The sequence below is a fragment of the Candidatus Manganitrophus morganii genome (genome assembly GCA_021651055.1).
In the GTDB taxonomy this organism is placed as follows: Bacteria; Nitrospirota; Nitrospiria; order SBBL01; family Manganitrophaceae; genus Manganitrophus; species Manganitrophus morganii.
In genome coordinates, this window is the sequence record JAJHOH010000001.1 from 1,412,606 (window position 1) to 1,436,517 (window position 23,912).

General features: G+C 55.5%; 22 protein-coding genes. 1 reads left to right on the forward strand and 21 read right to left on the reverse strand.

Annotation, left to right across the window (positions count from 1 at the left end; all coding sequences use genetic code 11):
* Positions 1-13: 13 nt before the first annotated feature.
* The 14 genes from hslU to MCM46_06290 form a co-directional block, all read right to left on the reverse strand.
* Positions 14-1,396, reverse strand: a complete 1,383-nt coding sequence (gene hslU / locus MCM46_06225; GenBank protein MCG3111405.1) for an ATP-dependent protease ATPase subunit HslU — start codon at positions 1,394-1,396, stop codon at positions 14-16.
* An 18-nt stretch (positions 1,397-1,414) separates the two neighbouring features.
* On the reverse strand, positions 1,415-1,891 hold the full coding sequence (gene hslV / locus MCM46_06230) for an ATP-dependent protease subunit HslV (protein ID MCG3111406.1): 477 nt from the start codon (positions 1,889-1,891) through the stop codon (positions 1,415-1,417).
* 72 nt (positions 1,892-1,963) lie between these two features.
* Positions 1,964-2,872: a tyrosine recombinase XerC gene (xerC, locus tag MCM46_06235; GenBank protein ID MCG3111407.1), complete on the reverse strand. Its 909-nt coding sequence runs from the start codon at positions 2,870-2,872 to the stop codon at positions 1,964-1,966.
* Positions 2,830-4,185, reverse strand: coding sequence for a methylenetetrahydrofolate--tRNA-(uracil(54)-C(5))-methyltransferase (FADH(2)-oxidizing) TrmFO (gene trmFO, locus MCM46_06240; protein ID MCG3111408.1), 1,356 nt, complete (start codon positions 4,183-4,185; stop codon positions 2,830-2,832). The genes xerC and trmFO overlap by 43 nt, the downstream gene beginning before the upstream one ends.
* Before the next feature lie 154 nt (positions 4,186-4,339).
* The gene (gene topA / locus MCM46_06245) at positions 4,340-6,736 is read right to left on the reverse strand and encodes a type I DNA topoisomerase (GenBank protein MCG3111409.1); all 2,397 of its coding nucleotides are present in this window, start codon (positions 6,734-6,736) and stop codon (positions 4,340-4,342) included.
* Between the two features lie 29 nt (positions 6,737-6,765).
* Complete coding sequence (gene dprA, locus MCM46_06250; GenBank protein MCG3111410.1) at positions 6,766-7,848, reverse strand: DNA-processing protein DprA; 1,083 nt, start codon at positions 7,846-7,848, stop codon at positions 6,766-6,768.
* Between the two features lie 173 nt (positions 7,849-8,021).
* Positions 8,022-10,364, reverse strand: a complete 2,343-nt coding sequence (locus MCM46_06255) for an Ig-like domain-containing protein (GenBank protein MCG3111411.1) — start codon at positions 10,362-10,364, stop codon at positions 8,022-8,024.
* 271 nt (positions 10,365-10,635) lie between these two features.
* The gene (locus MCM46_06260) at positions 10,636-12,186 is read right to left on the reverse strand and encodes an Rne/Rng family ribonuclease (GenBank protein ID MCG3111412.1); all 1,551 of its coding nucleotides are present in this window, start codon (positions 12,184-12,186) and stop codon (positions 10,636-10,638) included.
* Positions 12,187-12,265: 79 nt separating this feature from the next.
* Positions 12,266-13,378 carry a rod shape-determining protein RodA gene (rodA, locus tag MCM46_06265; protein MCG3111413.1) on the reverse strand — a complete coding sequence of 371 codons (1,113 nt, stop codon included), beginning with the start codon at positions 13,376-13,378 and terminating at the stop codon, positions 12,266-12,268.
* A gap of 26 nt (positions 13,379-13,404) precedes the next feature.
* A complete protein-coding gene (gene mrdA / locus MCM46_06270) occupies positions 13,405-15,282 on the reverse strand; it encodes a penicillin-binding protein 2 (GenBank protein ID MCG3111414.1) in 1,878 nt (625 codons plus the stop codon).
* Entirely contained in the window at positions 15,233-15,769 is a 537-nt protein-coding gene (mreD, locus tag MCM46_06275; GenBank protein MCG3111415.1) for a rod shape-determining protein MreD, read from the reverse strand. The genes mrdA and mreD overlap by 50 nt, the downstream gene beginning before the upstream one ends.
* A complete protein-coding gene (gene mreC / locus MCM46_06280; protein ID MCG3111416.1) occupies positions 15,766-16,593 on the reverse strand; it encodes a rod shape-determining protein MreC in 828 nt (275 codons plus the stop codon). The genes mreD and mreC overlap by 4 nt, the downstream gene beginning before the upstream one ends.
* A gap of 77 nt (positions 16,594-16,670) precedes the next feature.
* Positions 16,671-17,705: a rod shape-determining protein gene (locus tag MCM46_06285; protein MCG3111417.1), complete on the reverse strand. Its 1,035-nt coding sequence runs from the start codon at positions 17,703-17,705 to the stop codon at positions 16,671-16,673.
* Positions 17,706-17,715: 10 nt separating this feature from the next.
* Positions 17,716-18,321, reverse strand: coding sequence for an RDD family protein (locus MCM46_06290; protein MCG3111418.1), 606 nt, complete (start codon positions 18,319-18,321; stop codon positions 17,716-17,718).
* Here MCM46_06290 and MCM46_06295 point away from each other — a divergent pair, their 5' ends adjacent.
* Entirely contained in the window at positions 18,322-18,993 is a 672-nt protein-coding gene (locus tag MCM46_06295; protein MCG3111419.1) for a SurA N-terminal domain-containing protein, read from the forward strand. It begins immediately after the preceding gene.
* 78 nt (positions 18,994-19,071) lie between these two features.
* Here the strand turns inward: MCM46_06295 and MCM46_06300 are convergent, their stop codons facing one another.
* From MCM46_06300 to MCM46_06330, 7 genes are all read right to left on the reverse strand, one after another.
* Entirely contained in the window at positions 19,072-19,395 is a 324-nt protein-coding gene (locus MCM46_06300) for a PilZ domain-containing protein (protein ID MCG3111420.1), read from the reverse strand.
* 3 nt (positions 19,396-19,398) lie between these two features.
* Positions 19,399-19,959, reverse strand: coding sequence for a hypothetical protein (locus MCM46_06305; GenBank protein MCG3111421.1), 561 nt, complete (start codon positions 19,957-19,959; stop codon positions 19,399-19,401).
* A gap of 30 nt (positions 19,960-19,989) precedes the next feature.
* Positions 19,990-20,871, reverse strand: a complete 882-nt coding sequence (locus MCM46_06310; protein ID MCG3111422.1) for a M23 family metallopeptidase — start codon at positions 20,869-20,871, stop codon at positions 19,990-19,992.
* Positions 20,846-22,213 (reverse strand): Pup--protein ligase, encoded by a 1,368-nt coding sequence (gene pafA, locus MCM46_06315; GenBank protein MCG3111423.1) that lies wholly within the window; start codon positions 22,211-22,213, stop codon positions 20,846-20,848. The genes MCM46_06310 and pafA overlap by 26 nt, the downstream gene beginning before the upstream one ends.
* A 14-nt stretch (positions 22,214-22,227) precedes the next feature.
* The gene (gene prcA / locus MCM46_06320) at positions 22,228-22,899 is read right to left on the reverse strand and encodes a proteasome subunit alpha (protein MCG3111424.1); all 672 of its coding nucleotides are present in this window, start codon (positions 22,897-22,899) and stop codon (positions 22,228-22,230) included.
* A 9-nt stretch (positions 22,900-22,908) separates the two neighbouring features.
* Positions 22,909-23,583: a proteasome subunit beta gene (gene prcB, locus MCM46_06325; protein ID MCG3111425.1), complete on the reverse strand. Its 675-nt coding sequence runs from the start codon at positions 23,581-23,583 to the stop codon at positions 22,909-22,911.
* 122 nt (positions 23,584-23,705) lie between these two features.
* Positions 23,706-23,906, reverse strand: coding sequence for a ubiquitin-like protein Pup (locus MCM46_06330; protein ID MCG3111426.1), 201 nt, complete (start codon positions 23,904-23,906; stop codon positions 23,706-23,708).
* Positions 23,907-23,912: the final 6 nt, after the last annotated feature.

Genomic DNA, 23,912 nt, shown 5'->3' on the forward strand with positions numbered 1-23,912 from the left:
CACACGTTTCCTATTAGAGAATATACCGGCTGAGATCTTCATCCTTTACGATATCTTGCATCTTCTCCCGGACCATCTTTGCATCGATGATGACTTTTTTTTCGGTCATCTCCGGGGCCTCGAACGAGACCTGATCGAGCAGCCGCTCCATAATGGTGAAAAGCCGCCGCGCGCCGATGTTTTCGGTCCGTTCGTTGACGCTGACCGCGGTCGCGGCGATCTCTTCGATTCCGTCCCGGGTAAACTCAAGATGAATCCCCTCGGTCCCCATCAGGGCGACATATTGCCGGATGAGGGCGTTTTGCGGCTCGGTCAAGATCCGGACGAAATCATCCTTTCCGAGCGAGGTCAATTCGACCCGGATCGGGAACCGCCCCTGCAGCTCGGGGATCAGATCGGACGGCTTGGCGGTATGAAAGGCGCCGGCGGCGATGAAGAGGATATGGTCGGTCTTCACCACCCCGTATTTGGTGTTGACGGTCGACCCTTCGACGATCGGGAGCAGATCGCGCTGAACCCCTTCTCGGGAAACGTCGGGGCCGGCCCCCTTTTCACGGCTGGCCACTTTGTCGATCTCGTCGATAAAAATGATCCCGGCGTTTTCGGCCCGCTGAACCGCATCCCGGGTCACCTCGTCCATGTCGATCAACTTTTGCGACTCCTCCTGGCCGAGGAGCGAGAGGGCCTCCGGCACCTTGGCCCGACGTCTCTTCTTCCGCCCCGGCATCATGTTGCCGAGCATCTCCCGCAGATTCATTTCCAGATCTTCCATGCCGACGTTCGAGATCACCCCGACCGGCGGGAAGTTTTTATCCTTCACCTCCAGCTCCACCGCCCGCTCGTTGAGCTTTCCCTCGCGCAGCTGCTGGCGCAGCTTTTCACGGCTCTGCTCGTACGACTCGGAGTAGACGGGGACCGGTTCCCGCGTCTCGCTGAAGATGCCCGGGGCCTGTGTCGTCGTCGGGGGGGGAAGCAGGAGATCGAGCAGCCGCTCTTCCGCCAGCTTCGCCGCCTTCTCCTTCACCGTCTCGGCATGTTGCGCCTTGACCATGTTGATCGACAGCTCCACCAGATCGCGCACCATCGACTCGACATCGCGGCCCACATAGCCGACCTCGGTAAACTTCGAGGCCTCGACCTTGACAAAAGGAGCGCCCGCCAGCTTCGCCAATCGGCGCGAGATCTCCGTCTTCCCAACGCCCGTCGGGCCGATCATGATGATGTTTTTCGGGAGGACCTCATCCCGCAATTCCGGCGGGAGGTGCTGGCGGCGCCAGCGGTTCCGCAAGGCGATCGCCACCATCCGCTTCGCCTCGCGCTGGCCGATGATATACCGGTCGAGCTCCTCCACGATCTTCCGCGGAATCAAATGGCCGTATTCCTCGTTCAATGTCATTTTCGAGTAAGACTCCTTTTATAACTCTTCAATAATAACTTCTCGATTCGTATAAATGCAAATATCGCCGGCGATCGCCATCGACCGCTCGACAATGCCGCGGGCATCGAGAGAGGAGGCCTCCATCAGCGCCCGTGCCGCAGCAAGAGCATAGGGTCCGCCCGATCCGATCGATAGAATCCCATCGTCGGGCTCCACCACGTCGCCGGTGCCGGTGATAATCAGCGAGTGCTCCCGGTCGGCCACCGCCAAAAAGGCCTCCAGCCGCCGGAGAATCCGATCAGTCCGCCAATCTTTGGCCAGCTCGACCGCCGCGCGGGTGAGATTGCCGTGGTACTGCTCCAGCTTTCCCTCGAAGCGCTCCACCAGCGTGAAGGCGTCGGCCGTCGCCCCCGCAAACCCGGCAAGGATGGAGTTATTATAGATCCGCCGGATCTTCTTGGCATTGTGCTTCATCACCGTCTGGCCGAACGTCACCTGGCCGTCTCCGCCCATCGCCACCCGTCCGTCCTTGCGGACGGAGAGAATCGTGGTCGACCGGACCTTGTTTTCTTCACCTGTCACGCTTTACTCCTTACTCCCAATACCATTCCCGTCTCCCCTCGGATGAGCCCGATCATACACCTGCATCAGATGATCGATCTGAAGGTGCGTATACCGCTGTGTCGTCGAGAGGCTCGCGTGCCCCAGCATCTCCTGGACCGACCGGAGGTCGGCCCCTCCTTCGAGCAGATGTGTTGCAAACGTATGCCGCAGGCCATGGGGAACCATGTTCGGTTGATCGATCTGGCGGACATACTTTTTAACGATCCGATCGACGCTTCGCACCGTCAGCCGGCCTCCCCGCGTATTGTTGAAAAGCGCCTCGGCCGAAAAAGGCCTAGCGGTTAAATAGGCGCGGAGCGCGTCGATCGCTTTCTGCCCGATCGGAACGATCCGCTCCTTCCTTCCCTTGCCGAAGACCTTCACCATCCCCGAATCGAAATCGATATCGTCGGGATTCAATCCGACCAGCTCCGAGATCCGGATTCCGGTCGAATAAAAGGTCTCGAGGATCGCCCGGTCCCGCCGTGTGATCCATCCCTCTCCGGAAGGGGCGGTCATCAAGGCCTGCGCCTGATCGACGGTGAGAAACTTCGGCAGCCGTTTCTCCAGCTTGGGGCGAAGGACCCGCTTCGCGGGGTTCAACGAAAGCCGCCCCTCGCGGACCAGATACTGAAAAAAGGAGCGAAGGACGGCGAGCTTCCGGGCGACCGTCGACTTCTTCGCCCCCCGCTTCTGGAGCGCGGCCAGATAGCCGCGGATCATCAGATGGTCGATCGACTCGAGAGAAGGCGCTTTCGACTCCTTCTCCGGCGCTCCGACGAGAAACGCCTTAAACGCGGCCAAATCGGAGAGATAATTCCGATAAGTATGGGGCGAGACATTTTCCTCTATCTGGAGATATCGGGCAAAATCGTGTATTGCGCGATCCATTGAGAGAGCTCTCCGAGGGCTCGTTCGACCACCTTCTGGTGGCGAAGCTGTTTATTCAGTTTTCCCTTCCCGGGCCCCTTCTCTTTTTCATCGAGCGGCGGGAAGAGGCCGAAATTGGTATTGATCGGCTGGAAGAAAGCCGGGTGGCTCTGCGTGATGTATTGGATGAGCGCTCCGTGCGCCGTCGTCTTCGGCGGAATGACGGTCTTCTCGCCGTGAAGCAGGCGCGCCGCGTTGATTCCGGCCAGCCCCCCCATCGCCGCCGATTCGACATACCCTTCCACCCCGACCACCTGGCCCGCCATGAAGAGCCCCGGCCGCGTTCGGATCTGGAGGGTCTCGGAGAGAAGACGAGGCGAGTTGATGAAGGTATTCCGGTGGAGGCTTCCGAGCCTTAAAAACTCCGCCTCCTCCAGGCCCGGAATCATCCGGAAGATCCGCTTCTGCTCCGGCCACTTCAGCTTGGTCTGGAAGCCGACCATGTTATAACAGCTCCCGAACTGGTTCTCCGCCCGTAGCTGAACGACGGCGAACGGCTCTTTCCCGGTCTTGGGATTCACCAGACCGACCGGCTTCATCGGACCGAAGACCGGGGTCAGCCGGCCCCGCTCCGCCAGCACCTCGATCGGAAGACATCCCTCGAAGTAGGGGACCTTCTCAAACTCTTTCGCCTCTACTTTTTCGCCCGCCATCAATGCATCATAAAAGGCATTGTATTGCGCCTCATCCATCGGGCAGTTGAGGTAGTCGTCCCCTCCCTTGTCGTAGCGGGAGGCGCGAAAAGTCATCTCGTCGTTGATGCTCTCCGCGTCGATGATCGGAGAGATGGCATCAAAGAAGTAGAGGTAGTCGGAACGGGTCAGATTTCGAAGCGACTCCCCCAAAGCGTCGGAGGTCAGCGGGCCGGTCGCCATGATGACGATCCCATCGGTCGGGATCTCCTTCACCTCCTCATGCAACACGGTGATCCCGGGATGACTTTGGAGCGCCTTGGTAATCTCCTGCGAGAAGATTTCTCGATCGACCGCCAGCGCCGCCCCGGCGGGAACACGCGCCGCCTCGCCGGCCCGGATAATCAACGACCCGAGCCGTCGCATCTCTTCTTTCAAAAGACCGGGGGCGCTGTTCGGGTCGAGCGAGCCGAGCGAATTGCTGCAGACCAGCTCGGCGAGGTTTCCGGTCTTGTGGGCCGGGGTCGGACGGACCGGCCGCATCTCGTAGAGGACGACGGAAACCCCTTGCTGCGCCGCCTGCCAAGCCGCTTCGGAACCGGCCAGGCCTCCGCCGATGACGATTATTTTTTTTTCAGACATGCATTAATCCTTAAAAGACGTTAAATGTGAATCGTTATTCGTTCAACGCAAAAATAGACAGAGCGGTGACGAAGGAGTTATTTTTCTCTTACGCTTAACGATTCACGTTGAATGAATAACGTTGGGTTATTCTAAGGGAAGGAACGCGATAAAATCAACCGGCATCTTCGAAGCCGCACCCCTCGTTTCGGCAGACCACCTTCATCCCGCCCCCCTGTTCGCGACGCTCAATGAGGAAGGGGGCTTTACATTCCGGACAGGCCCGGGGAACAGGACGCTCCCAGAGGGCAAAAGTACATTTGGGATAGCGATTGCAGGCGAAAAAGTTCTTTCCCCGCCGGGTTCGCTTTTCGATGAGGGCCCCGCCGCACCCCTCTTCGGGGCAGGCGACGCCGGTGCTGATCGGCTTGGTATTTTCACATTCGGGATAGCCGGAGCAGGCCATGAAGCGGCCGAAGCGGCCGTTTTTGATCACCATCGGCTTGCCGCATTTTTCACAGACCTCGTTGGTGGCGGTCTCTTTCTCCACCACTTCGATCCCATTGGCGGTCTCGGCAAATTCCTTGGTGTTCTTGCAGTCGGGATAGCCGGAGCAGGCGATGAATCGGCCGAATCGGCCCCATTTAATCACCATCGGCTTGCCGCACTTTTCACAGGTGAGGTCGGTCGGGGTCTCTTCCCGCTTCACATCCCGCATTTCGACCTGCGCCCGATTAAACTCTTTGCTAAACGGCTCGTAGAACCCGCGGACCGTCTCAACCCACTCTTTTTCTCCGTCTTCGATTCCATCGAGCTCATTTTCCATCTGGGCGGTGAACTCGACATTCACCACATCCGGAAAATGCTGGATCAAGAGTTCGTTGACCACCTTTCCCAATTCGGTCGGATAGAAACGGGCCTCCCGCTTCTCGACATATTCCCGGTCCTGAATGGTCGAGATGATCGTGGCATAGGTGCTCGGCCGCCCGATCCCTTTCTCTTCCAGATCATGAATGAGGAGCGCTTCGTTGTAACGGGGGGGCGGCTGGGTGAAGTGCTGCTTCGGATCGAGCGATTGCAGCGTAAGACGATCCCCCACCGAGAGCTCCGGCAAAATGACCGCCTCTTCGGAGGTGTCCTCCGCTTCTTCCCCCTCTTTTTTCTCCTGCGGGATCCCTTCTTCTTTCCCTTCCATGTAGACGATGGAGAAGCCGGCGAACTTGATGATCGCCCCGGAGGCCCGCAGCAGAAAATCCCCCGCGGTGATATCGATCCGGGTCACGTCGAAGACGGCGGGAGTCATCTGGCTGGCGACAAACCGGTTCCAGATCAATTTATAGAGGAGGTATTGATCCTTCGTCAGATCGGCTTTCAGCTGTTCGGGATCGCGCGCAAGCGAGGTGGGTCGAATCGCCTCATGCCCTTCCTGCGCCCCCTTCTTGCTCCGATAGACCGGGGGCGCTTCCGGAACATACTCGTTTCCATACTTGCCGCGAATCCACGCCGCTGTCTCCTGCTGGAAGTCGGGCGAGACACGGACCGAGTCGGTTCGCATATAGGTGATCAATCCGACCGCCCCTTCCGCCTGGGTCTCGACCCCTTCATAGAGTTGTTGCGCGAGCATCATTGTCTTTTTCGGGGTGAAATGAAGCTTGCGGACCCCCTCCTGCTGCAGCCGGCTGGTCGTAAAAGGAGGGGTCGGGTTTCGCTTCCGCTCCTTCTTTTCGATCTTGGAGACGACAAAGGGAAGGGGACGGAGCGCATCAAGGACCGCCTGCGCATCGGCCTCATTTCCCATCTCAATCGCCTGCCCTCCGCGCTGGATTAATCGGGCGACGAATAGAGGGGGATTCGGTCCCAGCAGCTTCGCCGTGATGCTCCAATATTCTACCGGAACGAAGGCGAGGACCTCCGCCTCCCGCTCGCAGATCAGACGGACCGCCACCGACTGGACCCGGCCTGCGGAAAGACCGCGGCGGACCTTTTCCCATAGAAGCGGACTGATCCGATAACCGACGATCCGATCCAACACCCGGCGGGCCTGCTGGGCGTTGACCCGGTTCATATTGATCCTTCCGGGCGATTGCATCGCCTGCTGGATCGCCTTCTCCGTAATTTCATTGAAAAGGACCCGGTAAACATCGCCGTTGCGCGATTTCAGCTCCTCTTGAATATGCCAGGCGATGGCCTCCCCTTCCCGGTCGGGGTCGGGCGCCAGGTAGATCTTGTCCGCCTCCTTGGCCGCCTTTTTAATTTCGGAGAGGACCTTGCGCTTTTTGTCGATGACCGTGTACTCCGGTTCGAAGTCATGATCGATATCAATGCCGAACCGCGACTTGGGAAGGTCCTTTACATGGCCGACCGACGCCATCACAGAAAACTGCTTTCCCAAATATTTCGAGATCGTCTTCGCCTTCGAAGGGGACTCCACAATCACGAGCGACTTCGTCCGTGTGGCCGTCTTTTTCCCCCGGGCACCGGCGACCGCCCCTTTCGCCGGGCTACTGGTGTCCGCTCCTTTTCCCGGGCCACTCTTCCCCGATTCCTTTTTCTTTTTAACTGCTTTGGCCAATAAAGCCTCCGTTTCCCTCTTTTGTTCTTCTATATTCTAACATAAAACTTTCCGGTGAGTTGGCGGGCAATTCCCCTCAGCTCCAACGCCAGGAGCAAACCGGAGACGACAGCAATGGATAAAGTACTTTCATGGATCAGCTGATCGATGTGCTTCGGCTCGAAACCCAAGAGATCATAAAGCTTTTTTTCCTCACCCTCCAACACAGGGGCAAAGGCCGATTCTCTTGGGACTCTCCTTACCTGAGGGAGGATCTCTTCCAAGATATCTTCCACCCGCTCGACCAGTTTGGCCCCCGATCGGATGAGTTGGTGGGTTCCTGCCGTGGTCTCGGAGAGGATCGACCCCGGGATGGCGAAGACCTCTCTCCCCTGATCAAGAGCACACCGGGCGGTGATCAGCGATCCGCTCTCCAGGGTCGCTTCGACGACAAGACAGCCGAGCGAGAGCCCGCTGATGATCCGATTCCGCTGAGGAAAGTTGCGCCCATCCGGCGGCGTTCCCAGCGGAAACTCGGAAAGGATGAGCCCCTGCTCGACGACCTCCTCAGAGAGCGACCGATGCTCGGGGGGATAAATTTGGTCGATCCCGCAACCGAGCACCGCGATCGTTCTCCCCCCCGCCGCCAGAGCGGCCTGATGGGCGATGGTGTCGATCCCCCTCGCAAAGCCGCTCACGATCGTCACCCCCTGCTCCGCCAACTCCCGGCTGAGCCGTTCGGCCACGGTCTTCCCATAGTGACTCGCCCGCCGGCTTCCGACCACCGCCACCGGATAGGGATTGGCGGTTTGAGGGTCTCCTTTCACATAGAGAAACGGGGGAGGATCATAGATCGCCGCAAGCAGCGGCGGATAATCGGGATCTTGAAGGGAGAGGAGCGTTACCCCCAACGCATCGAGCTTCTCAATCTCACGGTCCACCTGATCGAACGCGGCAAAGCTGCAGATCGCCTTGGCAAGGTCGAGGGAAACCCCGGCCACCGTCTGAAGCGCCTCTTCACCTGCGGCGAAGATCGCGTCGGGCGTCTTGAATCTGTCGAGCAGCCGCCGATAGAGGACGTTCCCAACGCCGGTCACCCGCTTCAACGCCAACCAAGATCGATAGCGTTCCATCCCCCCTCGCCAGAAATGGGGGTTCATTATACAGAAGATCGGGGGACTGTCAAGCCAAAGGGGGATCATGGAGGAGACAGCGTCCATGAAAGTCTATTAAAATCAATGACTACGGAGTATAAGGGAACAAGCATCTGGAAGAAATGGCGACCGCACCCCGGCATGGAAAGCCTTTACGGCGCCGTCGTGAGCGACCGAATAACATTGGATGGAAGGGGGTTTCCGGCCAGATCGGTGATCCCGGTGGTCAGGGTCACCTCATACGTCTTTCCGGGATCATAAGGGAAGGAAGGGACGAAAAAGAGAGAGGATGATTCCGTTCGACGGGTCCCGGAGATTTCCGGTTTATCGAACTCCGACTCGACTCTCCTCACGACAAACGTTGCGGCGGTCACCGTGGAAGAGAGAATCGGCTCGCTGAAATCGACGCGGATCTGAAACGGCTGCCCGGAGAGATCGGTCGCCGGAACGTCGCGAGCGCCGTCGGGGGGATCGCCCCCCGTCACCGAAGGGGGTGTGGCGTCGGGGGCCGCCTCGGTGGTAAAGGTCCAGACAAAGTCACTCCCCATCGGCGTCCCGGAGGTGGATCGAATCCCCGCCCCGAGTACCGCCGTATAGGAGGTATTGTATGCCAGCGGTCCTCCGGTGAAGACCAACATCGCCCTTTGCTGGCCAGCGTCATATTCTATTCTCCTCGGCAGACAGCAGACCCCGTTCGTCTCCCGCACCTCAAATTGGCCCAGAAGGCTCGAGGGATCGATCGGCCGCATAAATTGAGCGGAGAGACCCGAAATATTGACCGAGACGTCGACGGTTCCATCGGCCGGCGCCGTCGAAGCGACGCGCGGCGACGGATCGGGCGGGGCCGCCGTTTGAAAGGTCCAAGTCACCTCCGCAGGAAGCGGGTTTTCGTTGGCATCCTCGACTCCCGTCGTGAGGGTCACCCGGTAAAGGGTGTTGTCCGAAAGAGGAATGCTCGGGGTAAAGGTCGCAATCGCATTGGCATAGGAAATCGACCCGGGAATGGTGACCCCCTGTTGGGTGAACGGGTCGACACGGACAACCTGAAAGCTGCTCTGAGTGATGCTGCTCCCTCTCATCTCGCGAGAAAAGACGGCCCGGATGGAAGGAGGCGGATCGGTCGAGACCCCCTGCCCGGCGGGAGACATCTCCTCCACCCGCGGGGGATCGATTGTGGTGAATGTCCAACTGACCTGCGCGAGCCGGTTCCCAGCGAGGTCTTCGATTCCCTGCGTGAGAAGAACGGTATAAGTGGTGTTGTACTCCAGCCTCGGCCCGGAGGGGTTGAAGAACGCCTGGAGGGAGCGGGCATCGTAGCTGATCTGGCCGGGGAAGCTCCCCTGATTGCTGCTGACGATAAAGTTTCCGCTCAATGTTTCAGGTTTGATCGGTTCACTCAAAGTGACCGTGATCAAGCTTCTGACCGGCACGCCGTCCCCTCCCGGCTGCTGTTCGGTCAACACGGGAAGGGTGATATCAGGGGCCCGGCCGGTGGTGAAAAACCAGCTGACATCCGAAGAGGTGGCATTGCCGCTCAAATCTCTGACCCCTCCCCTTATAAAGACCTGATACCTCGTGTCGAACGCCAGATCGGCCTCCGGATCAAGGGTCGCCGTGCTCGATCCCACATTATACGAGAGGCGGACCGGAATCTCCTCTCCGGAGGGTCCCGTCAAAATAAAATGAGACTGAAGCGACGCCGGATCGATATCCTCATCGAAAGTCGCCGAGATGTTGCTGTTGACTGAAACGTTCTGGACGTTCTCGCCGGGGGTTTTCGTAATGATGCGGGGAGGGGTCCGGTCGGAGCCGGAGGCAGTCGTAAAAGACCAGGTATGATCGCTCTCCAATGGATTTCCGGCCAGATCGGTCACACCCCTTGTCATAGTGACCGTGATCACGGCCGAAGAAGAAAGCCGCGAGGGGATTAATATCGCCGTTCGATTCGGCTCGTCATAACTATAGGTCCCCGTGACCCCGTTCACGAAAAAAGTCCCTTCATGAATGCTGGTGGAATCGATCGGCTCCGAGAAAACAACCCGGATCGAAGAGGTGGATGATACCTCGTTCGCTTGGTCCCTTGGAACGGTCGCCTCAATCGAAGGAGGGGTTGTATCGGGACCACCCTCCGTTTCAAAGGCCCAGGTGAAGTTGGATGGAAGGGGAATGCCGTCGAGGTCTTTGATCCCGGTGGTGAGGATCGCGTTGTACCGCCTTCCCCTCTCGAATGGGGAGGAAGGGGTGAAAATCGCTGTTTTATCGCGATAGTCGACTGTTCCGGTCATATCGATCACGATGAAGGTCTTGTCATTCACCGTGACCGGATCGATCGATGAAGAAAACTTGGCAGTGATATGAGAATCAACCCCGACATTCGTCGCCTGGTTCGGAGGAGTCGTTTCTGAAACGGTCGGAGCCCCAATCTCCCCCCCTCCTCCGCTGCCGCACGCGGCAAGGAGCAAGAGAACGAACAACAGCAGTGGCTGGAATTGCATCTTTTGAATCAATGGAAGGCCCCCAATAATCCGAGGCCGTCTCGGCGCTTCGGTGGGAGACAAAAATTGCAATAACAGGACCGTCTCTTTATTCGCCTGATTTAGCAGGATTTAAAAAAGAGATTCGAAGAACGATGAGAAAAGTGTGCAAACCGGATCCCAAAATATGCAGGCAAGTATCGAAACCGGTAGGGTAAATCCTTATGACGAGGAGATAAAAAGGGTGGGAACGCGAAGGCATCCCACCCTTTTGGTATGAGTCACGTAGGAATCAGAGGGTCACAATATCATACTGTTCGATATGGAGATTGGAGTCGGCCTTGATGATGATTTTCTTATGATACTCCCGCTCCAACTCCTCCACCCCATGCCGCTCTTCGTCGTAGAGAAGATTGGCGACGGTCGGATGGACCCCGATGATGATCTTTTTGTCCCGGGGAGAAGAGCCGATCCGGCGGATCTCCCGAAAGATCTCGTAGCAGATGGTGGTGGGAGACTTGGTATAGCCTCTCCCCTCGCAATACGGACAGGGCTCGCAAAGGATCCGCAGGATATCTTCCCGGGTTCGCTCCCGGGACATTTGCACCAAGCCGAGTTCGGAGATCTTTAAGAGATGGGTTCGGGCCTTGTCGGTGCTGACCGCGTCGTGGAGGGCATTGAAGACCTTCTCGCGGTTCTTCTCCTTTTCCATATCGATGAAATCGATAATGATGATCCCGCCGATATTCCGAAGGCGCAGCTGGTAGGCGATCTCCTTCACCGCCTCCAGGTTGGTCTTCAAAATCGTCTCTTCCAGATCGCGCTTCCCGACGAACCGGCCGGTGTTGACGTCAATCACCGTCAGCGCTTCAGCATGATCGATGACGATGTATCCTCCCGATTTCAGCCAGACCCGCCGGTTCTTCGCCTTGGAGATTTCCATCTCAAGACCGTAGGCGTCGTAAACCGGCTCATCCTTATCCCAGAGCTCCACACGTGGGAGAAAGCTCGGAAGGTAGGTGCCGACAAACTCTTTGATCCGTTCATATTCGGGCTTGGAGTCGATGGTCAGCTTGTCGACATCTTTCGTAAAGAGGTCTCGAACCGTTCTGAAGACCAGGTCGAGGTCGGTATGAAGCAAGGCAGGCGCCGGCAATTTATCCCGCTTCTTAAGAATGTTCTGCCAAACCACCTCCAGGAATTCGATATCCTGTTTGAACTCCTCTTCGGTGATGCCATCGCTCACGGTTCGAACGATGTATCCGGCCCCCGGTTTCCTCAGCCGGAGGATCATGTCCTTCAGCCGATGACGCTCGTCCTCCCGGCCGATCCGGCGAGAAACCCCGACATGGTTGACCGTCGGCATGTAGACGAGGTAACGTCCGGGAAGGGAAATGTAGGTGGTCACCCGCGGACCCTTCGTTCCGATCGGTTCCTTGGAAACCTGGACGACCACCTCCTGCCCCTCCTGGAGGAGATCTTCAATCGTCTGGGAAGAGCCCTTCTTCGGCCGCGTCATGACCGGGACCTGCGTCGCTTCGGATGTCTCTTCGAACTCCAGCGGCTCTTCCTCGACCTCCTCGGCCTCTTCCATCATATGGCCGTAATCGTCCATGTTGGTCATGACATCGGCGACGTAGAGGAAGGCGGCTTTCTCGGTGGCAATATCGACAAAGGCGGCCTGCATTCCCGGCAGAACCTTGACGACCTTCCCTTTGTAAACGTTGCCGACGATGCCGCGATCTTTTTTCCGGTCGAAATAGAGCTCGGTAACAATCTTATTTTCGAGAAGGGCGACCCGTGTCTCTTCGCGGGTTGAATTGATCACAATCTCAATAGCCATAAGAATCCTCAATACGTAGGGGGGTGTCTCATCGTGCATCGTCCCAACCGGGAACGAAACACCAGAGTTTCCCCATGAATCAGTAAAATAACATAAATCGTCTCAGTTTAACATTGAAAAGAAGGCCAAGCAAACCCATCGTGGTGACCATGGAGGTTCCCCCGTAACTGACCAGCGGGAGCGGAACTCCCACGACCGGCATGACCCCCAACGTCATCCCGACGTTCACCAGGAAATAAAACGAAATCAGGCCGATGATCCCGACCGCCAGGAGCGACCCGAGCACATCTTTGGCCTTGTAAGCGATCTCAACCCCCCAAAGGAGCAAAAAGAAAAAGAGCATAAAGAAAATGAAAATTCCGACGAAGCCCCACTCCTCGGAGAAAACCGAGAAGATGAAGTCGGTGTGGCTCTCCGGAAGAAACTTCAACTGGCTCTGGGTCCCCCCGAAGAGTCCCTTCCCGAAGAGCCCCCCCGATCCAATCGCAATCTTCGACTGGATGATGTGATAACCGGTTCCGGTCGGATCGTTGGTCGGATCGACGAAGGTCAGGAGGCGTTCCCGCTGATAACCCCTGAGACGATTCCAGAAAAACTGCCATAAGAAAGGGAACATCATCAGAGACATGAGGGAGAAATAGATCAGGAACTTGGAGCGCAACCCGATCACTAAGACCATGCTGAAGAAGACCGAGGAGATTGCTAATGCGGTGCCGAGATCGGGCTGCTTAAGGATCAGGAGCATCGGCAAGAGGACCAGGCTTCCCGGCACCAACAGCTGCCGGAGGTTCAACCCTTTTTTCGGAAAATAGTCTGAAAAGTATTTCGCCGAGACCAGCAAAAGACTGATTTTCGCCAGCTCCGAAGGCTGCATGTTAAAAAAGCCGAATGAGAGCCACCGTTGGGCCCCCAGAACGGTTCGTCCGATCAGAAGGACCAGGACCAGCAGGAGCAGGGTCACCGCATAAATCGGGTAAGCGAACCGGGCGATCTCATGGTAGTCGATCCAGGCCATCACCAGGAAGACGACCCAGCCGAGAATGATCCAGTAAATCTGCTTCATGTAGAGCGGCGAGCGCGCCTCGGAGGCGGACGTGACGCTGTATATCGAGACGACGCCGATCCCCAAAATAAGAATCACGACCACAAAGAGAAGCCAGTCGTAGCCGGCGATGCTTCTTCGATCAATCATTTTACAATCCTTACCAATCGGCTCACTTAACCCTCGCTTGGAATGGCACTCGGAGGGGGCGCCGGGCTTTTAACGGTGATCGGCTCCAACGGAGGGGCGATACCGAGATAGGCCTCGATCAACCTTTTGGAGAGCGGCGCTGCGGCCGAACCGCCGTGGCCTCCGTTCTCTACCAATACAACGACGGCAATCTTCGGACTCTCCACCGGCGCGAATGCAACGAACCAGGCGTGATCGTTAAACTTATCGGGAAGTTTTCCGTGCACCCCTCCCTTCATTCCGATCACCTGCGCCGTTCCGGTCTTTCCTCCGATCGAGACGAACTGAGACTTCGATCCGTTGGCCGTCCCATGCGGGTCGGAGACGACGCCGGCCAAAGAAGCGTGCAGGACCCGAAACGTCTCCGGCGAGATGGGGATTCGTTTTCCTTCCGCGGTCGGGATCTCCTGGATCGATCCGGTCACTTGATCCCGTACTTTCTTCAGGATCTGCGGCGGGTGCGAAATCCCCTTGTTCGCCACCACGTTGGTCATCATCGCGAGCTGCAGCGGCGTCGTCGACACATAGCCCTGTCCGATCGAAACGGAGAGGGTCTCTCCCGGATACCACGGCTCTTTGCGGGCCTGCCGTTTCCACTCGGTGCTTGGAATCAACCCCCCCTTTTCGGAAGCAAGCTCAATCCCGGTCGGGTGCCCCAGGCCGAAGAGATGAGAGAACTTGGCAATGTTATCGACACCGAGGCGGTTTCCCATCTCATAGAAATAGACGTCGCACGATTCGACCATCGCCCGGTGAAGATCGACCGTCCCGTGGCCTCCTCTTTTCCAGTCTCTGAAATTTCGATTTCCAAAGTGGAGAAATCCGCGGCATTCGACCCGGCTCGCCGGAGAGGCCTCTTTCGTTTCAAGGAGGGCGGCGCCCATCACGATCTTAAAGGTCGATCCGGGCGGATATTGTCCTTGAATCACCCGGTTCGTCAAAGGACGCCCCTCATCTTTTAGAATGGCTTCCCATGCCTCGGACGAAGCCCCCTGCGAGAGGAGATTAGGATTAAATGCCGGATGACTGACCATGGCGAGGACCTCGCCGTTCCTAGGATCCATCGCCACGATCGCTCCGTTTCGACCTCCCAACGCTTCTTCCGCCACCTTTTGGACATTGAGATCCAACGTCAGAAAAACATCGTTCCCCCGCTGCGGCTCATTGACCTCCAAGACGCGAATCTCATGGCCGAGGGCGTCGACCTCAATCCGTTTCTGGCCGGGAATTCCGCGGATGACCGCGTCAAAGCTCTGTTCAATGCCGTACTGCCCGATAATCCCCCCCCGTTTAAGGTTCTGATAACTTCCCGATTCAAGCTGCGACTGCGTGATTTCGCCGACGTAGCCGAGAAGGTGGGCGGCCAGGTTTCCATGGATGGCATTCCGCTTGAATTCAGCCTCAATCTTCACGCCGGGAAGATCAAGTCCATGGCCCTCGATCAGGGCCACCTCTTTCATTGTCAGGTCGTCTTTAATTTTAATCGGAAAGAAAGGGTCCTCCTTTTTGAAAGTAACCCTTCGCACGATTTCTTCCTGAGGCATACCGATGAGGTCGGCCAGACGCGAGAGAACCTCCGTCTGATCCGGCATGTCGCCGAGAACGACGTAGAGGTTGAAGCTGGGGACATTATTCACCAGGAGGGCGCCGTTCCGATCGTAGATCAGGCCGCGGGGAGGGGGGGTCTCTACCACCCGGATCCGATTGTTTTCAGAGAGCTCGTAGTAGAACTTCCCTTTGACAACCTGCAGGTACCACGCCCGAAGCAGAAGGCCGCAGAGCGCCAGGACGATCAGGCCGAAGAGCCAATAGATCCTACTCTGTAGATCTCGTGTTTCCTCCTGCGGAAAATAGGACTCCCGCATGATCGAATGATCCTTTCTCACCGCTTCTCTTCGAGAAGAGGAATAAAAGCCCGACTGCAAAAAGGGAATTATAGAGGGCTCTTCCAACCATATTGGGTTGAATCATCAGAAAGAGGCTCCCCTCTCTCATTCCTTCCACCAAGAGGGTTCCGAGGAAGTCATGCAAAATCGAAATAAAAAAGAAAATCAGCACATTCCAGAGCAAGGAGAGATTCAAGAAAGATCTCCCCAGCATTCCGATCGTAAGACCGATCGTTGTTTTCAAGATAAAATTCACGCCGAGGAGTCCAACGGAAAAAAGATCGATCAGCCCCCCCAGGGCAACCCCCCAAAGCAGACCATGAATTTCTCCTTTGGCCCAACTAAAACAATAAACCAAGATCAAAGCAAGATCGGGCTTGACCCCTGCGATCTGAATTTTCTCCAAGAGAAGGGTCTGGACCGGAATCAGAAGAAGAAAGATCGTGATTCGGAAAAACCATTTCATTCATCTCTCTCGTCGGTTGAAGTAATAATCAGGACTTCTTCAAGTTTTGAGAAACTGATTTGAGGGGTCACCTTTACCTGAAGAAAGAGTTCATGCTCCTTTTTTTCCACTTTTTCAATCTCCCCAATCTTAAGACCTTTCGCGAAACTTCCTTCGAGCCCGGAGGTGACGAGAACATCTCCGACCACCACCTCCGAGAAATGGGGGAGGTATTTCAGACGAACAGCCCCCTCCTCGATCCCCTGAACGATTCCTTCATCCCGGGTCCGCTGCACAATCGCTGCGACGGCGCTGTTCCGGTCGGTCAGGAGGAGGACCTGCGCATGGCGCGGTCCGGTCTTGATCACCTTCCCGACGACCCCCTCCGGAGTGATCACCCCCATATCGACCTTGATTCCCTCGGCCTCCCCCTTGTTGACAATGACGGTCTGATACCAATGGCTCGGCTCCCGACCGATTACAGAGGCTGCGACGAGGTTGAAGGGAGCGCTTTGCTTGTAATCGAGGATCCCCTGGAGCCGCTCGGCGAGGACCTCCTCCTCTTTTAACAGATTGTTCTCCCCCCGAAGCCGACCGATCTCCTCGCGAAGCTGTTGGTTTTCCTGCTGAACGTGAATCAGGTTGATATAGCCGTTCCAGACACCGCCGATCCCGTCGAGCACCGCATGGGTTCCCTGCTGGACGTAGTAGACCACCCCTCCGATCGGGACTTCCACCCATCGCAACGGCCTTTTTTGAAGCTCGGGAGAGATAAAGATGATCGTCAGACCGAGGATAAAAGAGAGAATGAGGAAACGTTTATAGATATTTCGGCGGCGAAGCATCCGCTGACCTAGCTGTGCGATTGAAAACCCTCCTAAAACAACGTGCCTTTACTGGATAAAAACGCCCCGCTTCTAAATTATTGCGAGGCGATTGAAATCCGTCGGAGGAGACTCAGCTGATCGAGCGCCTTTCCCGTTCCGAGCGCCACGGTATTGAGCGGATTGTCGACGGTAATGATCGGGAGGTTTGTTTCTTCACGCAGGCGGATATCCATCCCCCGCAAAAGCGATCCTCCCCCGGTCAAGACGATTCCGCGATCGATAATATCCCCCGCCAACTCCGGGGGGGTGTTCTCCAAGGCGACCTTGATCGCATTGACGATGGCGGAGATCGGCTCGGCGAGCGCTTCCCGGATCTCCCCGTCATCGATCACCAGCGTCTTCGGAATTCCGGAGATCAAATCCCGCCCTTTGATCATATAGGTCTTCTTCTCTTCCAGCGGATAGGCGGAGCCGATCTCGAATTTGATCTGCTCGGCCATGTGATCTCCGATGAGAAGATTATATTTTCGCTTGATGTAGTTGACGATGGCGTCGTCCATCTTATCTCCCGCCACCTTCACCGATTCCGAGTAGACGATGCCGGCCAGAGAGATGACGGCGATGTCGGTCGTGCCGCCGCCGATATCGACCACCATGTTTCCGGACGGCTCGGCAATCGGAAGCCCCGCGCCGATGGCGGCGGCGATCGGCTGCTCGATCAGATAAACCTCGCGCGCCCCCGCCAGTTCCGCGGAGTCGCGCACCGCCCGCTGCTCCACCTGCGTGACCCGCGAAGGAACCCCGATGATCACACGGGGGCGGACGAAAGTGTTCCGATTGTGAGCCTTCTTGATGAAGTGATTCAGCATCTTCTCGGCGATTTCGAAATCGGCGATCACGCCGTCTTTCATCGGCCGGATGGCGACGATGTTTCCGGGGGTGCGCCCCAGCATCTTTTTCGCCTCCGCCCCGATCGCGACCACCTTTCCCGATTTTCGCTCGATCGCCACCACCGAAGGCTCGTTGATGACGATCCCCTTCCCCCTCACGTAAACCAGCGTGTTCGCGGTCCCCAGATCAATGGCCAAGTCGTTTGAAAACCACCCCAAGATGCTGCTTGTCAGTCCCATCATCCCCTCATTATTTTTCTAAAGATTCGAACACAGCGTGATCGAGCACCTGCGTCTTCGCCAATTCGTCCCCAACCCGCAACCCTTTCGGATTGCCGATCATCAACAACGCTTCAAAACCGATAACCATCAATGAGAACAGCCAACCGATGTAAGGGAGGTAAAAAAGTAAATAGGCGGTCGCCAGCGGGAAATTGCGGATAATCGATTCCTTGAAGGAAGCTTTTTTTCGCGTTGCAGGGGTAATGATCTGAAGACCGATCAGCTGTTTCCCGATGCTTCTCCCTTCGCCAAAACCGTCAGAAATCAAAAGGTAGGAAAGCCCTGCCAGAAAGCTGATTCGAAGCGGTATTTCATAGATCGCGGCAACAACCAATAAATCGAGGAATTTAGCGATAAACCGATGGAGGACACTCGCTTTAGGATAGACCCAAGAACCTGCTACCTCCTCACCCAGCTCCGTCAACACAAGGACCTTTCGTCCGATCATAAAATAGATGCCATTATACATCAAAAAATAAAAAATGTTTAAGAAAAATGTCGCCGCTTCGCGGCCGGCGGGGTTGCTTTTTGTACCGACTGATGTTATCCTAACCTCCGCAAAAAGGAGGATCACTTGCTAAAGGTCATTCGTAAAGGAGCCATCGAAAATCCCTGGTTCTTCCGGCTCGTCATGATCGGACTCGCCGTCGTGTTCACCGCCACCATGGGATGGTGGGGCTTCGAGCAGACCGAAGACAACGCCATCGCCAAAGTGGACCGCGCCTCCGTCTCCATTGAGGAGTATCAGCGCGCCTATAAAAACGCGTCCGACTTCTACCGGGAGGTCTTTCAGGATAAATTCGACGATAAAGACCTGCGAAAACGGGTGATCGACGAGCTCGTCGACCGAAAACTTTGGCTGCAGGAGGCGCGTCGGATGAAGCTGGTGGTGAGCGATGAGGAACTCAAGCGCTCGATCACCGAGCTTCCCGGCTTCCAGAAAGAGGGCAAATTCGACCCGGCGGTTTACCGTCTCGTTCTCGCCAGAGAACATTATACCCCCGAAGGCTTCGAACGGCAACATCGGGAAGAATTATTGATTGAAAAAGTGAAAACGATCGTGAAGGAGTCGGTCGCGCTGACCCCTTCAGAGGAAGAAGACGCAAAAAAGAGCAACCCCGCCAACCCAGACCCGGATCGGGCCGCCTCAGACCTGCTTTTTCAGAAAAAGCAAAGAGCGCTGAACGCCTACACCCTCGCCCTTCGCGAGAAGGCGGCGATCAATGTGAAGGAAGAACTCCTTTAAAACCGATCGCATAATCCATATCGTCCCTCCTTATCCTCAGAAAAGAACAGAATAGCCCGCTCTCTCCGAATAAGAAGTCTAGAGATGCAGACGGTCAATCAGTGCTTTGTATTCATCCGGAATGTTGAGAAGATGAATTCCCATTCCATGTTTTTGGATGACCCTGTTAAAGGCAGGGGGAATCCGCTTCGCCCACATGACGATGCCGCGCACATGGATCACCTTATTATCGGGCAGGGTCAGCTCGATTTGAAGTCTTGTATTCGGTGGGAAAACAGTGGTCGTTTTGAGAAAAATACCGGTTGAGGAAAGATCATGGGTAAACGCAATGTGGTCCGGCTTTTGAGTGCCAAATCGGACCGACAGCCGCTTCAGGACCCGTTTCTTTCCTCTTTTCTCCATGTCTCAGCTTAAGATTTGTTTTTTGGACTGCCATTCGCTGGAACGATCCAACTCCTCACGAATCAAACCTAATCCTGCAATGCAGATCTCAAAGTGCTCGGCCAGTTTTCGATAAAGGGGGGTCCACTCTTTAAATCGGCCATAGTTGAACTCGGCCGCCCGCCGGTACGACTTCTTCCCGACCCGCACATAATCGATCAGGAAGTCGGGATGTTCGATCTTCTGCCCGGATTTCAACCGCTTCAGATACTCCGGGAAGAGACCGCTCATAAAGAGAGTATAATCGCCGATATGTCGGTGGACCTCCCACTCCCGCTCAATGGTCTGGGCCCGGAGCAGGATATCCCCTTCCATCAACATTTCAGCGATGGTATCGATCCGATTCCCCTGGCTGTTTCGAATGGCATAGAGGCAATCGGTCCGGGTGAAATAGAGAAGAAGATTCGAGATATATTCGGTGACGACCGGGTCGGACCAATTCAATGTTTGATGAAAGCTCTTTTCGATGAGGATCAGAAAATGAAGACGTAAAGGATGATTTTCAGGAATACCGCTTTCCAGCATCAAAACCCCGAAAATGTCATTATTCGTGAATCAGCCGAGCTTCTTTTCTATCAAAGAGAAGGGATTCACACGCGCCCCGTTGAGCCGTATCCCCCAGTGAAGATGGGGGCCGGTCGCCCGACCCGATTGCCCTACCGATCCGATCGCTTGTCCCTTTATCACAGTCTCCCCCTCTTTGACCGTTGTCTCCGAGAGGTGAAAATACATGCTAAAAAGACCGAGACCATGATCGATAATGACCGAATGCCCGTTAAAGTAAAAATCGCCGACGAGGATCACCTTCCCCCCGTTCGATGCCAAGACAGGCGCGCCGAGCGGAGCGCTGATATCTTCCCCGGTGTGAGGGTTTCTCGGCTGGCCGTTCATCATCCGGCGGAGGCCGAAGGTTCCCGCCACCTTTCCTTCGGTCGGAACAATAAAGGCCGCTTCCCACAACTTCTGATCGGCGCTCTTGTCGAAGATCTCCTTCATTCGCGCCTGCTCCTTTTGTACCCGTGCGAGGGTGGGGGGATCCAAATCGACCATCCCTTTCGGAAGTTTCAACGATTGGGTGGCGAATGCGGCGGAGACCACTTCGATTGCAATCTCCCGGCGGACGGTCGATTCCCCCTTCTGCCACGTGACCGTCAGGGGCTGCAAGCCGACCGGCTGGTCGAGATCGATCCCGATCATCGCGGCATATTCATTCGTATTTTTCTTGAAAAAAGAGATCGGTTGGTCCAAAAATTTTCCGGCAACGGAGGGGATGTCCGACTCGAGTGTCAGCGTGATCAAAGCGATCTCGCCCTGCTTCACCTGAATCGGCGCGGATGTTTCCTGTGCTTGGAGGGGAATCGAGAGGAAATAAAAAAAGAGAATTGAAAGAGAAGTAATCGTCCGGACCGGACTATTTAGGAGGCGCTGCGGCGGCAATGAGTTCCTTCACACGTTGGTTGGCGGAGCAAAAAGGATCCATGCAGAGGATGGTCTCTTCCCAGTATCCATTTAATTTGAGATACGTCCAGTCGACGGTGTAAGAGCGGTTTTTTTCTTTGGCAAACCGGATGAAATCGCCACGGACCTTCGCCCGGGTCGTCTGCGGTGGGGTCTGAATCGCTCTTTGGATATCTTCCTCGGTTGCAATCCGCTCGACCATATCTTGCCGGCATAGAAGCGAGTAGAGTCCCCGGTTCTGATTGACGTCGTGATATTGCAGATCCATCATTGCCACACGGGCATCATCCCAGCCGCATCCCTTCCGCTCCATATAAGAGCCGATCAACTCCTTCTTGATCACCCAATCCAACTCGCGGGAGAGACGGTTGGGATCTTCTTCAAGCTCATTGAGCACATATTCCCACCGCTCCAGGATATCGTAGCTGACCTCATCTTCGTCTTCCGAGGCGACATACTCCTTGGCCTTTTCGAGATAAATCCGCTGAATCTCGATGGCGGTCATTTCTTTTCCCCCTTCCAGGCGAACCCGTTTTTTCATCGTCAGATCGCGGGAGATCTCTCTCATCGCCTTAACCGGATCTTCCAGCTCCAACCCTACTACATTGAACCCTTCTTCAATCATAGAGAGGACCAGCGCCGTCGTTCCGACCTTCAAATAGGTGGCGTACTCCGACATGTTGGAGTCGCCGACGATGATATGAAGCCGCCGGTATTTTTCCGCGTCGGCATGGGGCTCATCGCGTGTATTGATGATGCTTCTAGAAGAGGTGGTGGAAGAAGAGGTCTTCTCATGGATATGTTGGGCGCGCTGCGAGATGAAGTAGTGGCTCTTCCCTGAGACTTTGAGGACCTTTCCCGAACCGCTATAAATCTGCCGGGTGACGAAGAAGGGAATCAACTGTTCTGTCACCTTCCAGAAATCAAGATCGCGGCGCATGAGATAGTTTTCATGACAGCCGTAGGTGTTTCCCATCGAATCTGTATTGTTCTTGAAGATGTAGATTTCCCCGGAGAGACCTTCCTCTTTCAGCCGTTTTTCCGCGATGGGAAGACACGATTCCAGGAGGCGCTCTCCCGCTTTATCGTGAACAACCAGATCGAAAACGTTATCGCATTCTGGGGTTGAATATTCCGGATGACAACCGGTGTCTTGATAGAAACGGGCGCCGTTCACCAAGAAGGCATTCGACGGCCAGCTGTTTGGAATGAGTCCCTCGAAGATATAACCCAAAATCTTCTCCATCGGAAGATACACTTTTCCGTTGGGAGAAAAGATCAATCCGTATTCGTTTTCAAGACCAAAGATTCTATTTTTCATTTTACCCTAAAACTTTATTTGCGTAGATACTCCGTTAACTCTTTTGTGCCAAGCCGCTGGAACGTCCGGCCGATGCGATCTCGATCTAAAACCGCCACCTCCAAACCTTCCGGCGTCGTAGTCTGGTTATACCCCGCTTCGAGCGCATCGACAGAGAGCCGTAAGGCATCTTTTAAAGGAGAAAGATTGTACCGGCTTTTGAGATACGTAATGAGCGCTTCCGATTTGCCTCCGATGGCGGTAAACCCTGTCTCATCAAAAATACTGCCGTCGAATGAGATCCGATACATCTCGTTTTCTTCCGTCGCGCTGCCGACCTCTACTACCAAAATCTCTACCTCCAGCGGTTTCAGCTCCTGACTGAAAATCGTTCCGAGCGACTGTGAGTAGGAATTGGCCAGCGACTTGCCGGTGACATCGGCTCGGCTGTATAGATAACCCTTCATATCGGCATGCCGGATGCCGGCTTTTCTCAAATTCTCGAACTCGCTGTATTTCCCCGCTCCCGCAAAAGCGATTTTGTCGTAGATCTCCGAGATCTTGCTCAATGAGCTCGGATTATCCGCAACAAGAAGAATTCCCTTGTCATATTCCATCGCAATGATCGATCTGCCCCTGGAAATTCCCTTCTTGGCGTACTCCGCCTTGTCCTGCATCACCTGTTCAGGTGAAACATAATATGGCATTGCCACCGCTTATCCTCCCCCTTGTCGCTGCATCATCCGCTCTAGAAGCGCTTTTATCTTTTCATCCGGAATATCGGTAATGCCTTGTGCGTTGATCACTTTCATCGTGGGGAAAATTCCACGGATGAGATCGGGTCCTCCGGTGGCGACATCCGCCTCCGCCGCATCATACAACGCCTCCAGCGCGACTTGAATCGCTCTCTCCTGGTCGAGATCTTCCTTATAAATTTTTTTCAACGTTCCCCGAGCGTCTCTCCCGCCCGAGCCGATGGCGTAGTATTCTATCTCTTCGTACTGCCCTCCCGCGATATCATATTTAAAGATTCGGCCGACTCCGCGTCTGGCGTCATATCCTGCGTAGATCGGAATCACAACCAGCCCCTGCACGGCCATCGGGAGATTTCCCTTGATCATCTGCGCAAGTTTATTCGCCTTACCGTCCATGGAGAGCTCGGCCCCTTCCAGCTTCTCATAATGTTCCAACTCAATCCGGAAGAGACGGGTCATCTCCAAACAGGGACCGGCCGCGCCGGCGATCGCGATGGCCGAATATTTGTCCGCATTATGCACCTTCTCGATGCGGCGCTCCGAGACGGCATAGCCTTCCGTCGCCATTCGGTCTCCGGCCATGACGATCCCATCCGCATAACGCAAGGCAAGGACGGTTGTTCCATGGGGAACCATTTGAGAGAGATCCTTTTTTTCAGAAGGAAGAATTCCTGGAAGCGAGGGTAGAAGTTGAGGATGTTGCGAGGTGAGTAACTGATAGAAGCTGGAACCCGGGTCGTGGAATCGGAACTCGGTCACTATTCTCCTCCCTTTTGAACATAATTTTTAACAAACTCTTCTGCGTTTTCCTCCAAAACATCGTCGATTTCGTCCATGAGCTTATCCAGGTCTTCCTTGATCTTTTTCCCCTTATCGACAACCTCCGGGTTGGCCGCAACCGCCTCCTCTTTCTTGTCCGACTCCTTCTTCTTCTCTCTTTTTTTGTCTTGCTTAGCCATTGAAAC

Excerpts from the sequence above, each read along its gene's own strand:
- MCM46_06260 (MCG3111412.1), bottom strand. The coding sequence starts at position 12,186 with ATGGCTATTGAGATTGTGATCAATTCAACCCGCGAAGAGACACGGGTC.
- mreC (MCG3111416.1), bottom strand. The coding sequence starts at position 16,593 with ATGCTTCGCCGCCGAAATATCTATAAACGTTTCCTCATTCTCTCTTTT.
- MCM46_06255 (MCG3111411.1), bottom strand. The coding sequence starts at position 10,364 with ATGCAATTCCAGCCACTGCTGTTGTTCGTTCTCTTGCTCCTTGCCGCG.
- hslU (MCG3111405.1), bottom strand. The coding sequence starts at position 1,396 with ATGACATTGAACGAGGAATACGGCCATTTGATTCCGCGGAAGATCGTG.
- prcA (MCG3111424.1), bottom strand. The coding sequence starts at position 22,899 with ATGCCATATTATGTTTCACCTGAACAGGTGATGCAGGACAAGGCGGAG.
- dprA (MCG3111410.1), bottom strand. The coding sequence starts at position 7,848 with ATGGAACGCTATCGATCTTGGTTGGCGTTGAAGCGGGTGACCGGCGTT.
- MCM46_06285 (MCG3111417.1), bottom strand. The coding sequence starts at position 17,705 with ATGGGACTGACAAGCAGCATCTTGGGGTGGTTTTCAAACGACTTGGCC.
- mreD (MCG3111415.1), bottom strand. The coding sequence starts at position 15,769 with ATGAAATGGTTTTTCCGAATCACGATCTTTCTTCTTCTGATTCCGGTC.
- mrdA (MCG3111414.1), bottom strand. The coding sequence starts at position 15,282 with ATGCGGGAGTCCTATTTTCCGCAGGAGGAAACACGAGATCTACAGAGT.
- MCM46_06330 (MCG3111426.1), bottom strand. The coding sequence starts at position 23,906 with ATGGCTAAGCAAGACAAAAAAAGAGAGAAGAAGAAGGAGTCGGACAAG.
- xerC (MCG3111407.1), bottom strand. The coding sequence starts at position 2,872 with ATGGATCGCGCAATACACGATTTTGCCCGATATCTCCAGATAGAGGAA.
- trmFO (MCG3111408.1), bottom strand. The coding sequence starts at position 4,185 with ATGTCTGAAAAAAAAATAATCGTCATCGGCGGAGGCCTGGCCGGTTCC.
- hslV (MCG3111406.1), bottom strand. The coding sequence starts at position 1,891 with ATGGGCGGAGACGGCCAGGTGACGTTCGGCCAGACGGTGATGAAGCAC.
- rodA (MCG3111413.1), bottom strand. The coding sequence starts at position 13,378 with ATGATTGATCGAAGAAGCATCGCCGGCTACGACTGGCTTCTCTTTGTG.
- pafA (MCG3111423.1), bottom strand. The coding sequence starts at position 22,213 with ATGAAAAATAGAATCTTTGGTCTTGAAAACGAATACGGATTGATCTTT.
- MCM46_06300 (MCG3111420.1), bottom strand. The coding sequence starts at position 19,395 with ATGGAGAAAAGAGGAAAGAAACGGGTCCTGAAGCGGCTGTCGGTCCGA.
- MCM46_06305 (MCG3111421.1), bottom strand. The coding sequence starts at position 19,959 with ATGCTGGAAAGCGGTATTCCTGAAAATCATCCTTTACGTCTTCATTTT.
- prcB (MCG3111425.1), bottom strand. The coding sequence starts at position 23,583 with ATGGTTCCCCATGGAACAACCGTCCTTGCCTTGCGTTATGCGGATGGG.